Raw genomic sequence first — 13030 nt, 5'->3', positions numbered from 1 at the left:
ATTTCGCTCTTGTTTTTCGCGCTATGCTGACACACAATCGTGGCTAATTCAGTTAACGGTGGTATTTAACACAATGAATCAACAAACCCGCTCGACGCCCAAGAGTGGCGTCAACTATTTTATCGATGGTTTTCGGCTCATAAAGCAGCCAGGATTAAGACGTTTTGTCTTTATCCCGCTAACCATCAACTTACTGTTATTTTCGGCAGTGATCTATGTTGCCATTGGGCAATTGGAGCAGATGTTTGCTTGGGTCAGCAGCCAATTACCCGACTATTTAACTTGGCTTAACTTCTTACTCTGGCCACTGGCGGTACTCACTCTACTGGTGGTGCTCTCTTTTGTGTTTAGTTCGGTGATGAACTGGCTCGCCGCCCCTTTTAATGGGTTGTTGGCCGAAAAAGTCGAGCAATACTTAACGGGTAAAGACCTTAATACCGGCACCACGATTGATCTCATCAAAGACTTGCCCCGCATCATGGGCCGAGAATGGATCAAGCTAAAATACTATTTACCGCGGGCATTGGTGTTTTTAATTTTGTTCTGGGTGCCATTTATTGGCCAAACCGCCGCGCCCATTCTGTGGTTTATGTTTAGTGCGTGGATGATGGCTATTCAATATTGTGATTATCCGTTCGATAATCACAAGGTGCCGTTTGAGGATATGAAGTTTGCCCTCAATCAAACCAAGGGCAGCAGTTTCAGCTTTGGGGCATCGGTCACCTTGTTTTCAATGATCCCCATTGTTAACTTTATCGTGATGCCAGTGGCCATCTGCGGCGCGACCTCAATGTGGGTCGACAAATATCGGGCTGCCTATAAAAATAACCTTATTGCCCCCGAGTAATCGCCCACCTTTTACCCGATACGTAAAGGGCGCTGCTACAACGCAGCGCCCTTTACTATCTCGCCCTGCGCCATTGATTAAGGGCTGAAAATGTCGATTAGGTGGAAGTAACCGCTGCAGTGCCTCTGGTGGGCTCGGTCGGATTTAGCCTTTTTTTAGATAAATCGATCACCACAGTTGCCGATATTTTATCTTGGATAGCTTGGCGATTAGCATCCCAAAAAATTTGCAAAAACCCTAGCAACCCGGTGGCGAACCCCGCGCCATAACCGCCATACCGCCCAAAGGCATCCCAGAGTGAAATGGCCGTCCCATCGAGCTGGATCACCCGAATGTTGAGTAGTTTTTTACCCAAAGTTTGACCATCGAACCAGGCGGTGAATACAGTAAAATAAAACGCTGCCCATCCAAACCCTAAGCCTAAATCGTTAAGTAGCCCCTTGGCCCACGCCAACAGACTGTAAGGCGCGTGGTCACTGTTGTCCGACTGACGGCGGTTTGTGTCAGTTGGCTTGCTATTAGGGAGCGGTATACTGCGCGTCTCCTCGATAATAACATTGTTTGTAGTGCCATCTATTTGGGTTAAGCTAGACTCTGATATTGTTGATGCTTCTGATATTGAAAGTGGTGCTTTTGCAGTGATGTCATCGCCAGCACCTGTTGCCACGCGTGCTTCGGCGCTATCGCTGGTAATCTCAATATTCGAGGCAAACATCTCAGACACCGTATGGGATAAGTCTGCCTTATCCGCAGGCGGTAGCTCCAGCTCAGAGACAATGTCCAATAACATCTGCTGCTTGTCAGCCTCGCTCAAGCTTACATTAGCGAGCTTACTGGCCAATAAGGTCAACTGCTTATCGGCACAAAGTCGGCTTTCGCATAGGGTTAAGCTTAAGGTGTCGGGCAATAATGTCAGTGACGCCAGTGCAAGTTTATCAGTGTTGAGGTCTTTACTGTCTGACTGTTGCGTATCGCTGTTCGAGCCTTGTTTAAATTCAATCAAGTTATCACTGGTCACCCAGATGGTCATCAGCAGCATTGCGGCATATAGCAGCCATTTTAAAGCGCGGCCCAATTGATGGCTTTTACGCTCAATCAATAAGGTTAATCCCACCAGCAAGATAAACACAGCGCCAGCCTGCTCGGCCAACACGCTAATCAATAGCCCATCAATAATCATTGCCAATCCCCGTTTTAATGGAGATGCTAACGGCGTATACAACACGCTAGGAGCGATATTAAACGCCAGCGGCGTGACTATGGTTTTTGGATCTTTGTCTCGATTTTTAAAGGCACTATCAAGGTTCACACGTCCGCTCCATGGCATAATTAAATTATCTATATTGAACAAAAAACAATTAAGATCAATAGTTAATGGCTTACACCAATATAAACTAACAAGACGCCCCTCTCACACCACAGACATTTGCTAGCGGCCAGCGGGTTGAGTTGCAGCGGGGTATTTATGATAAATATCTACATATTAATAACTAAAAAGAATAACGAAGATGAAACTATCATTTCTAAACTGGCAAAAGAACACTATGATTTAACAATATAAATAAAGGAGCAAGCAACCCATGAGTCACATTTTCGAAGACAATTCACATACCATTGGCCATACCCCTCTTGTTCGTCTCAATCGTGTCAGCAAGGGTAATGTCCTCGCAAAAATAGAAGCACGTAATCCAAGTTTCAGTGTTAAATGCCGCATCGGTGCAAACATGATTTGGGATGCAGAAAAAAAAGGCTTACTGACTTCGGATATCGAGCTGGTAGAACCCACATCAGGTAACACAGGGATTGCATTAGCCTATGTTGCTGCTGCTCGCGGATACAAATTAACACTCACCATGCCCAATACCATGAGTCTTGAGCGTCGTAAGTTATTAAAAGCCTTAGGGGCTAACCTAGTATTAACCGAAGGCGCTAAAGGAATGAAAGGCGCTATCGACAAAGCTGAAGAAATTCGTCAATCGGCGCCAGAAAAGTACCTTATTTTAGGCCAGTTCGATAACCCAGCTAACCCAGAGATCCATGAAAAAACCACCGGGCCTGAGATCTGGAACGACACCGATGGTGAAGTCGATGTTATCGTGGCCGGTGTTGGTACTGGCGGTACTATCACAGGTATTAGCCGTTACATCAAAAATGTACAAGGTAAGGCGATCACGTCAGTGGCGGTTGAGCCAGTCGACTCACCCGTTATTGCTCAAACGTTAGCAGGGCAAACTATACAACCTGGCCCACACAAAATTCAGGGGATTGGCGCGGGTTTCATTCCGGGTAACCTAGATTTAGAAGTGGTTGATCGCGTAGAAGCGGTCAGTAATGAAGATGCGATTGAGATGGCCCAGCGACTCATGAAAGAGGAAGGTATCTTGGTAGGTATTTCATCGGGTGCCGCTGTGGTTGCCGCTAATCGTATTGCTGCCCTGCCAGAGTTTGAAGGCAAAAACATCGTAGTGATTTTGCCTTCTGCAGCCGAGCGCTACTTATCTTCAGTGTTGTTCCAAGGCCAATTTGGTGATGCAGAAAACGTGCAGTAACACTTAAAATAGCGATGGACTAATAATCAGATTAATTCATAACGCTTTAATGATTAAAACCAGCCCTTAGTGGCTGGTTTTTTTATGAGTCAGCTTCACACTTTACTTTCCATCATGCAAAACCTGCATCCATCTTAATACTAAGCCTCACTGAGCAGCGAAGTCTAACTCCGTTGCGACTACCCCATCATTAAGTCATCGGCTAACGACAAGCATCCTGATAAAAGCCATGCTATTCACCTTTGACACCTGCACGACGCTACACCACTCAGAGGTGAAGAGTGAACAGCAGTGAATAAATAAAATTTACTATTTAAATAAAATAAATCAAATATTCTTATCCAAATTTCCCACTTAAAATGCCATTTAAAGAGAAGAGTTAAGCGTTTATCACTCATTTTTAAGTGATTTTTACGCTGTGTTCGAGGCAATAATTCAACAAATTAAAGGTCAAAGGGGGAAATCATGAGACAAAAAATTCACTCTGTGTATCACGGTGCATCACGCTTACCCAGCCCATTGGGTGGCTTAGCATTGGCTATCGCCAGCTTAGGTTGGGCTTGGGACACCTTGTTACCTCAGCTTAATGGCACAGGACAAACACTGGGCGCGGCGATAGCGAGCGTGCTTTTACTTGCCCTTGTGGCTAAATTTTTGCTTCACCCTCAAATATTAAAAGAGGAGTTAGCACACCCAGTTATCGGCAGTGTGTTACCTACTTTCGCCATGGCCTTGATGGTGATTTCTAACAGCGTTAGCCAATTTCACCTTCAACTTAGTCAAGGACTCTGGCTAACAGGTATCGTATTGCACTTAGTATTTTTATCAGTGTTTCTCTATCATCGCGCACGTGAGTTTCAGCTCAATCACATGGTGCCGAGCTGGTTTGTTCCCCCTATCGGCATCATAGTGGCGGCAGTGAGCTACAGCGGCACCGACTACCAATGGCTTGCCCAAGCACTGCTTCGATTTGGGATAGGCTGCTACTTAGTCTTACTACCTGTGATGTTATATCGGTTAATTTTCTGTGGTGAAATTGACGATGCCGCTAAGCCAACGATTGCTATCATGGCAGCCCCTGCAAGCTTGTCTTTGGCGGGCTACCTTAACATCACTGAGCATCCGTCAATCATGTTAGTGGCATTATTATTAGGTATCGCATTATTAATGACCATCCTAGTGTATATGGCGTTGGTGAAATTATTCACCCTGCCTTTTTCACCAGGCTATGCGGCATTTACCTTCCCACTCGTGATTGGGGCCACCGCTTTATTTAAAGTGTATGACTGGATTAATCACGAATTTGGTCCAACTGACTTAGCCATGGGGATTAAAACAACTGCCATCGTTGAGTTAATTATTGCCAGCGTAGTGGTTAGTTATGTTATTTATCGCTATGTACGTTTCTATAGTATGCGCACAACTAAATAATGAGTAACGGCCAGCATGGCCACATACAATTCGTTACTTAAATGACAACAATGTTAAGGCGCAACAAAACCAACCCGTATTTGCTTGTTAAATGTTCACATTTTAGCGAGAGATCTGAACTAAATAGCTCAAGATATAGCCATAGGTTACTTTTCCCCTCTCGATTATGTAGCGAGTATGTACGTAACAATTGGTGCCAAGCACCCCATTGATACACTGAAATTAGCTCTAAAAATACTCGACTTAAAAAAAACACATATTTAAAAAACTTTTTAAAAGCAACAATTGCAACAACAATAAAACATTTGATGTTATGGAATAGCATTTTAAAGACACGTAAACCGACATAATTCAAATTATTAATATCTATTTAGTTCACAAAATAGATAAAACTAAGGCATCAATCTGATTAAAAAGTGTAAATGAATATATAAAGCAATCAAGGTGTTAATTTATTGGGTTCGCTACGTTAAAAAGATTCTTAACTTAAGCTGTAACCTATATGTTGCAGTTGTTATTTGGCTATGATTATATTCAAGTTAAGTAGAAGTGATTTATATAAGAAAACCTTTAAAAACCTTTTACTTAATAAAAACCAAACCAATAACAATATTATCAGGGAGAATCAAAATGCAGCCTAATTCTATATTGGCTAAAGCTGTGCGTTTTGCATTAATAAGTGGTGCCACTGCCGCCGCACTTGGAACATCTGTAGCCTATGCTGCCAATGAAGATAGTGGTGTTGAACGTATTGAAGTGACGGGTTCACGCATTAAGCGTACCGATATGGAAACCGCCACACCGGTTACTGTAATGAGTGCCGACGAGATGGCCAAACAGGGTTTTACTAATATTCAAGATGCATTAGAAAGCCTAACATCAACAACTGGCGCGATGACCACACAGTCTGTGCACGGTTTTACCCCGGCAGCGTCATCAATCAGTTTACGTGGCGCTGGCGCAAACCGTACCTTAACGCTTATCAATGGTAAGCGTCTAAACCAGTACCCGAAACCTGCTGGCGGTACCGATAACTTCGTTGATACGGCTAACCTGCCGATGGAAGCGGTACAACGTATCGAAATTTTGCAATCGGGTGGTTCGGCTATTTACGGTGCCGATGCCGTCGGTGGCGTCATTAATATCATCTTAAAGAAAGACTTCGAAGGCGTTGCCATTAAATATCGTCATGGCGATACCAGCAACGGTGGTGGTGGCAGTGACCGCATCGCCTTGTCGTTAGGTGCCTCTTCTGATCGCGGAAACGTATCAAGCTTTATTGAATTTACTGATAACCAGCAACTTAAAGCAACCGACCGTGATAATTTTGGCCTACATACTGACAAGGTCCCTTACAGTCCACATTCTGCATACAGCTCATACGGTGCACGCATTGCCGCTGTCACCCGTGACGATAAAACGGTTCCAACAGGACAACGGGTTCTGACGGCACAAGAGTGCACTGATGCTGGTTATACTATGGCTGGGAGCGTATGTGGCTTTGACCGCTCACAATGGCGCGATCTACAACCTGAAAGTACGCGCTTTATCAGCTCGACAAACTTTAACTATGAGTTAGCTGATGACATCACCTTTGTGGGGCGTCTCGATTTTGCTGAAGCCAAATCGGTAACCAATATCGAGCCTATGGCCATTGGTGATGAATATGGCATCACAGTCGATGGTAATAGCCTAACTGTGACTGGCGCGGGCCAAAGCAAAACGTTTGCAGACAAAACGTTAGCCCTTGGTGGTGACTTTGCCAATGCTGAAAACGGCGAATACTTTTACGCCCGCCGTCTGAGTGAATTTGGTAGCCGCGGTGGTGAAACCAAGACGCGTAACTACTTCTTTACTACGGGCCTTGAAGGCATGCTAGCCGACGAGTATAACTGGGATGCATCGGTAAACTACGGCCGTACCAATGTCGATGTGTTTAGCCAAGGCTTGGCAACAGAGCTTGGCATGTATAACTACCTGACTGCTGGAAATAACGGTAACTCATTATTGGAAAAAATGAGCGATAGCGATGTGGCTAACGCTGCTTATACGCCATTTGAAACAGCCCAGTCGACTCAGAAAAACATTCAAGCCAATATCTCTGGTATGGCGTTCGAGATGCCAGCTGGTGATGCGATGTTTGCCTTTGGTGCTGAGTACACAGAGCAAGATTACCAGAGCGATGCCGATTCTGAGTCGAAAAAAGGCAATATCTTAAACAAAGGTGGCTCATCAGGGTCGGGCGAGCGCTCATACTGGGCAACCTATGCCGAACTAAGCTTACCTGTAACCGATCTCATCACCATTAACGCGGCACTGCGTTACGATGATTACGATGATTTTGGTAGTAACTTGTCACCACAGATTGCCGTTGAATATCGTCCACTGCGCGAACTCTTAGTGCGTGGTTCGGTCTCTAGTGTGTTCCGCGCCCCCGATATGCACCGCGTATATGGCGATCCTACCGATGCTTTCTCATCGGTTATCGACTTCAAGCAGTGCCAAGCGATGGGCGGTACCCCGGGCCAAGCTTATGACAATGACGCAGCACTGAATGAAGTGTGTAAAGAACTGCACATAGATATGACCACAGGCTCTAACAAAGATCTCGAAGCCGAAACCGGTTATACCGCTAACATTGGCGCAGTATGGGGCGGCGATACGCTTAATGCTTCTTTCGACCTGTGGGAGTGGAAGCTCGATGACATGGTCAGTGATGTCAGTCCAAGCAAAGCGGCGCGTGAATATGAGCAGTATGAAGATATGATCACCCGCGATGAGAGTGGCAAAATCACTCACATCAACGCAGTAGCTCAAAACCTCGCCTTCCAAAAAGTGCGTGGTATTGACATCACTGCTGGCTACGGTTGGGATCTTGAGCAATTTGGTGAGCTAAAGCTTAACTTTAACGGTAGCTATATCTTACTGTCTGAAGGTCAGATCTCGCCGACCGATCCAGTCGAAGACGATATCGAAAATGGTGGCTTACCTCAGTACCGCGCTAACCTTGTTTTAGGTTGGTTTGTTGAAGATTTCGAAGCGACACTGGGTGCTTATCACACGGCGCGTATGCACGGTATGTACTACAAATCGTTTAAACAATCAGCCATTGATAAAGGACAAGCGTTTGACGAAAGTGCATATGAAGTGGCGTCGCAAACGAAGTGGAACCTGACTGCTGGTTACAACATTAACGATGCGATTAAGGTTAAAGCCGGGGTTGTTAACCTATTTGATGCCGGTCCTAACTTCGATCCAACGGCCACCTCTTGGCCACATTATGACCGCTCGGTTTACAATGCACGTGGACGCGAATGGTTTGTTGAAGGTGAAGTGAAGTTCTAACATAAGCATCACCCACTAAAAACGGCATCCTTGGATGCCGTTTTTTTATCGCGCCAAATAAGTTTAATGCACCAGCCCCTGGCTCATCATATACACGATAAGTTAAACAAAACCTAAATAATGCGCCGCGATAACCAATAAACTCGATACGACAAACAAACCCAGCATAAAACGCCAAATAAACTTAAGCCATATGGCCCAATCGACTCGGCACACGCCTAATGTCGCCATTAATGATGCCGATGTGGGCACCAACACATTGGTAAAACCATCGCCCAATTGAAAGGCCAACACCGCAACTTGCCGGCTCACCCCCACGATATCGGCTAATGGCGCCATCAAGGGCATAGTCAAGGCCGCTTGACCCGAACCCGAGGTGACAAAGAAATTAAATACAGATTGAAATAACAACATAAACCACGCCGATAACGCCGCAGGCAGCTGGCCAATAATACTGCCCGCCCCACTGAGCAAAGTATTAAGCACACTAGGCGAAGTCGGATCACCACCGCCCAATAAAATTAAGATCCCCGAGGCACAGCCCACCAAAATGGCCGGCTCTAACATGGTCGCCGCGCCCTGCTTAAAACTGCTGGCGACCCGATTAATGGTCATGTCATTGAGCCCAAACATCACGGCAATCGCCCCCACGGCGATCCCCATAGTAAAAAACTGACTGGCAATTTCAGGAATAAACCACCCATTAGCCACCACGCCCCATATCACCCACACCACAGTCACTAAGATGCTGCTAAGTACTAGGATATCGCCCCAGTTAAAACGCGAGTCTAGGCTGGCATGAGACTGATGATCACGGAAATACTTATCGCTATGATAACTGTATGACAAGCTAGGCGTGGCACGAATTTTAGCGCCATAACGCATGGTAAATATGATCCCCATCAGCGTAAAACCAGCCCACATCAACCCGCGAACGCCAGCACCCGACAACACAGGCACGCCAGCGATACCTTGAGCAATTGCCACACTAAACGGGTTCATCCACGAGCTGGCAAAACCGATTTGTGTCGCCACATATGTCACCATAACCGTGGTGATGCCATCAAAGCCTAAGCGGATCATTAATGGGCAGATAATAATCGCAAAGGCGATGGCCTCCTCCCCCATACCAAAGACGGCACCCCCTAGCGAAAATAGAGTGAATAGTGCAGGAATAAATAGGTTTTCATTACCTTGAGTTTTATCGATTAAGCGCAAAATACCATTGTCTATGGTGCCCGTTTCCATCACGATCCCAAAGGCACCACCAATCACCAGCATAAACATGATGACCCCGATGGCCGTGCCCCACTTAGACCCCGAGGCTAACCCCTCAAACGCAAAGTTAAAAAAGCCCACGCCACCGCCGCCCTCAAACAACGCCACGGGTTGCATCACAGCATTACCACTAACATCTACTTGATATTGAAATGAATATGGGTCAACCACATTGCGAGTTTTCTCAACACCATCATTAAGATAGACAATCTCTTGGGTGTCAAATGAGCCCACCGGCACTAAATAGGTTAATGCCATTGCAGCCAGGGCGACAAAGAAAATAATGACTAAGGTATCTGGCATCTGCCAGCGGGTGAACAACGTTGCGACAACAGAGGATTCTTGATTAGTTTGTGAGTGCATGTTACGACCATGATTCTTATTATGATGAGACAATCTGCACGCAAATATAAACTAATTCACCCATCATTTACACTGGCACAGCAAATTGCGGCCAAGTTAGATTCAAGCCTCACCTCGTCTGCTCATCACTTGCTCAATTAAACGTTCGACAAACAACAAAAAGCCGCTTAATCGGGCAGTATTAAGCGGCTAATCGGCTCAAAATCAACGGCTGATGATGTTAATCGTTACAAAGGTACATCGGCCTGCTGCGAGGGGCGCCGCTGGATCATATGGGTCAATAGCATCGCCACCAAAGAGACCGCCAAAGCCGGTACAATCGGGTGGATATGCCACATAAATGGCGCGCTCCATTGCAGCAATAAATAACAGCCTAAGCCCGAGAACATTGCCAACAGCGCACTGGTGCCATTAATACTTGGCCAAAAAACACCTGCGATAATCGGCCATAAAAATACCGCCTGCAGGGCTCCGAAGGCGGCCAAATTGATCCACACTATCATCTTGGGCGGCGATAGCGCCCAGTAGGTGGCCACCAAGGTGATCAGGGCGATGGCGATGCGCGTCAAACGCACCTGCACCGTCGAACTCAAACTGGGATAGCGTTTCAGCGCACCATCACGAATAAGGCTAACCGCCGATTGCAGTAGCATAGAGTCCACCGACGACATCACAGCCGCGATGGGAGCCGCCAGCAATACCCCAGCCCAAAACGGATGAAATAAGCCAGCAATCAAGGTCGGCATAATGTCATCAGGCACTGACAGCTCAGGATACAAGGCTCGGCCGAGGACGCCGCACAAATGGGGCAATAGGGTCATCAAGAAACAGATCACTGTGCCCCAGACCATACCTCGCCTCAGTGACGGGCGATCTTTAACGGCCAATAATCTGACTAGAGTATGAGGTAACCCCATGGTGCCAAAACAGATCAGCACCCAAAATGACAACATCATTGGCCAGCCAAGCGCATCATTTAACCCGTGGGGACTTAACATGGCCGGTGAATGTTCACTAACCCGCTGCATCAGCTCAGGTAATGGCGCCTGTAATAAGATCACCACCAACAGCAGTAACAACCCAGCTAACATGACCATGCCCTGCAGGGCATCGGTCATGACGACTGCGCGAAAGCCTCCCGTTAGGGTGTAAGCTAGCACTGTAGCCACAAATAACCCTAAGCCCAACTCATAACTGATGCCGCTGACCCCTGCAAATAGGCGGGCGCCGCCAATAAATTGCACCGCGATCATTGCAATAAAGCCCGTCACGAGACTGAGTACCGCTATTCGGCTAAGCCAAGGGCTGTGATAACGGCTGTCGAGCCATTCGATTAAGGTAGCATGCTGCGAGGCGCGCTGACGCATAAACTTAGGGCCCAACACTCCTAAGGTTAAAATGGCAACAGGCACTTGAATTAATGCCAGCCATACCCAGCCTAAGCCCATTTTGTAAGCCGCCCCAGGGCCGCCAATAAATGAACTGGCACTGGTGTAGGTTGCCACGAGAGTGAGCGCCAGCAATGGACCGTTCAAAAAAGCACCACCAATAAAGAACCGTTTCGCTTTATCTGAATAAAGCTCGCCACTGCTTTGATTTTGCCTATGGCTCCACCAGCGAGTGATCACTAAGCTCAACAATAAATAGCCTAATACTGGCAGCAGATTAATCATCATCAACCACGCTCATTGTTAACACCAATACCAAAATAAGCAGCAATGGTGCGGCAATGCAGGAAAACCAAAACCACAAGGGTAACCCAGCCCATGTACCAGCCTCTTGCAATAATAAGGGGCCAGCGCACCACAGCAGTAAGTAACCAAGGGTTAATACCAGTGCCGTTTTCGACAATGAAACCATAAGGAGCACACGAGAAATAAACCAAGGGCTCGATTCTAGACAAAACCATAGATATGAGCTAGCCCTAATCCATCACACTGAGGGTGGAGTAGCAAAATGACGCCGTACCATACTCTAATATCATACTCTAATATCATAGCGCTAAGATCATAGGCTTAAGATCATAGCCACGCCATGTCAATCAGCTGCGACCAAGATGCGCCGTAACAGAGAGGTGATTGACATTGAGTAGCCAAGGTCAGCCCACCAGTAGATAACGGAACCGACAAGAGTGCGTCATCGCACAGTCACCACAAAAAAGTGAACCATATCTCTATCTCATCTAATAGATCAACAACTTACTTGTATCCCCTGATTGACGCCCCTACAATCATTGGTAAATAACCATCAATTATATTGATACTTTAAATTCATTCTTTTTTCCGTTAGGGGAAACGTTCGCTGTGATGAAGTATTCACTCAAGCAAATCATGGTTTTCGATGCCGTTGCCAGCTTAGAAAGTGTCAGCGCCGCCGCTAGAAAACTGTCGATGACTCAGTCAGCCGTCAGTATGTCACTGGGGCAATTAGAAAATCTCTTGGGGCGACCGCTGTTTATTCGACAGGGTAACCGACTCACGCTTAGCCACTGGGGCAACTGGCTACGCCCCCGTGCGAGACGCTTGCTACAAGACGCACAGCAAATTGAATTAGGCCTTCATGAACAACATCTTATCAGCGGGCGCTTCCGATTATGCTCCAGTCAGACGGCTGCAGAGCATCTCTTACCTGAACTTATCAGTAAAATCGATACTGATTTCCCCGAACTGAGGATAGAACTGACCGTTGAAAATACCGAAAATGTTATCGAGGGCCTGCTCAATTACGAATATGACTTTGGCATTATTGAGGGGCGTAACGACGACACTCGCCTGTACCAAGAACAATGGCTCGACGACCATTTAGTGGTTGTTGCCGCGCCACATCACCCATATGCCAGCTATAACACCACCAGCTTATCGCAATTAGAGCAGGCAAAGTGGGTATTGCGTGAACAGGGTGCTGGCACACGGCGTATTTTTGAAGGGGCAATACATGGCGTAATAGAGAAATTAAATGTATGGAAAGAGTATGAACATGTCTCTTTGCTCAAAGCGCTAGTTAAAAATGGACCTTACTTGAGTAGCCTGCCCTTTTTAGATGTAGAGAAAGAAGTCGCCGCAGGTGAGTTGGTGATCCTCGCGACGCCGCAGCTTAATATGCAGCGCCATCTCTCCTTTGTTTGGCGTTGTGATTCTGGAGAAAACCCGCTAAGGGACTGTTTAATAACGGAAGCACGCAGACTGACTAAATACCGTCAGAGAACAAGATAACTCGA

Annotated in this window: 9 protein-coding genes; 5 read left to right on the top strand and 4 right to left on the bottom strand. The window is 46.4% G+C overall.

The window, feature by feature from the left end; genetic code table 11:
- Positions 1-73: 73 nt before the first annotated feature.
- On the top strand, positions 74-847 hold the full coding sequence (gene cysZ, locus DN599_RS06820) for a sulfate transporter CysZ (protein WP_110456921.1): 774 nt from the start codon (positions 74-76) through the stop codon (positions 845-847).
- A 97-nt stretch (positions 848-944) separates the two neighbouring features.
- Here cysZ and DN599_RS06815 read toward each other — a convergent pair whose 3' ends face one another.
- A complete protein-coding gene (locus DN599_RS06815) occupies positions 945-2156 on the bottom strand; it encodes an RDD family protein (protein WP_239473249.1) in 1212 nt (403 codons plus the stop codon).
- A gap of 271 nt (positions 2157-2427) precedes the next feature.
- Here DN599_RS06815 and cysK point away from each other — a divergent pair, with 271 nt between their 5' ends.
- The 3 genes from cysK to DN599_RS06795 all read left to right on the top strand — a co-directional run bounded on the left by cysK (position 2428) and on the right by DN599_RS06795 (position 8172).
- A complete protein-coding gene (gene cysK, locus DN599_RS06810) occupies positions 2428-3396 on the top strand; it encodes a cysteine synthase A (RefSeq protein ID WP_110456919.1) in 969 nt (322 codons plus the stop codon).
- Between the two features lie 465 nt (positions 3397-3861).
- Entirely contained in the window at positions 3862-4827 is a 966-nt protein-coding gene (locus DN599_RS06805) for a TDT family transporter (RefSeq protein WP_110456918.1), read from the top strand.
- A 630-nt stretch (positions 4828-5457) separates the two neighbouring features.
- The gene (locus DN599_RS06795; protein WP_110456916.1) at positions 5458-8172 is read left to right on the top strand and encodes a TonB-dependent receptor plug domain-containing protein; all 2715 of its coding nucleotides are present in this window, start codon (positions 5458-5460) and stop codon (positions 8170-8172) included.
- A gap of 102 nt (positions 8173-8274) precedes the next feature.
- On the opposite strand, the gene yfcC is transcribed toward DN599_RS06795, so the two are convergent.
- The 3 genes from yfcC to DN599_RS06780 form a co-directional block, all read right to left on the bottom strand.
- Positions 8275-9813, bottom strand: a complete 1539-nt coding sequence (yfcC, locus tag DN599_RS06790; protein WP_110456915.1) for a putative basic amino acid antiporter YfcC — start codon at positions 9811-9813, stop codon at positions 8275-8277.
- A 227-nt stretch (positions 9814-10040) separates the two neighbouring features.
- Positions 10041-11486, bottom strand: coding sequence for a sodium/pantothenate symporter (panF, locus tag DN599_RS06785; protein WP_110456955.1), 1446 nt, complete (start codon positions 11484-11486; stop codon positions 10041-10043).
- Positions 11479-11673: a DUF997 family protein gene (locus DN599_RS06780; protein WP_110456914.1), complete on the bottom strand. Its 195-nt coding sequence runs from the start codon at positions 11671-11673 to the stop codon at positions 11479-11481. The genes panF and DN599_RS06780 overlap by 8 nt, the downstream gene beginning before the upstream one ends.
- Before the next feature lie 446 nt (positions 11674-12119).
- On the opposite strand from DN599_RS06780, the gene DN599_RS06775 reads away from it, so the two are divergent.
- A complete protein-coding gene (locus tag DN599_RS06775; protein ID WP_110456913.1) occupies positions 12120-13025 on the top strand; it encodes a LysR substrate-binding domain-containing protein in 906 nt (301 codons plus the stop codon).
- Positions 13026-13030 lie beyond the last annotated feature (5 nt).

Origin of the sequence: Shewanella algidipiscicola, from assembly GCF_900380485.1 — a bacterium.
Lineage (GTDB): Bacteria > Pseudomonadota > Gammaproteobacteria > Enterobacterales > Shewanellaceae > Shewanella > Shewanella algidipiscicola.
This window is presented reverse-complemented; position numbering and strand designations above follow the sequence as displayed.

Excerpts from the sequence above, each read along its gene's own strand:
- cysZ (WP_110456921.1), top strand. The coding sequence starts at position 74 with ATGAATCAACAAACCCGCTCGACGCCCAAGAGTGGCGTCAACTATTTT.
- cysK (WP_110456919.1), top strand. The coding sequence starts at position 2,428 with ATGAGTCACATTTTCGAAGACAATTCACATACCATTGGCCATACCCCT.
- DN599_RS06805 (WP_110456918.1), top strand. The coding sequence starts at position 3,862 with ATGAGACAAAAAATTCACTCTGTGTATCACGGTGCATCACGCTTACCC.
- DN599_RS06795 (WP_110456916.1), top strand. The coding sequence starts at position 5,458 with ATGCAGCCTAATTCTATATTGGCTAAAGCTGTGCGTTTTGCATTAATA.
- yfcC (WP_110456915.1), bottom strand. The coding sequence starts at position 9,813 with ATGCACTCACAAACTAATCAAGAATCCTCTGTTGTCGCAACGTTGTTC.
- panF (WP_110456955.1), bottom strand. The coding sequence starts at position 11,486 with ATGATTAATCTGCTGCCAGTATTAGGCTATTTATTGTTGAGCTTAGTG.
- DN599_RS06780 (WP_110456914.1), bottom strand. The coding sequence starts at position 11,673 with ATGGTTTCATTGTCGAAAACGGCACTGGTATTAACCCTTGGTTACTTA.
- DN599_RS06775 (WP_110456913.1), top strand. The coding sequence starts at position 12,120 with ATGAAGTATTCACTCAAGCAAATCATGGTTTTCGATGCCGTTGCCAGC.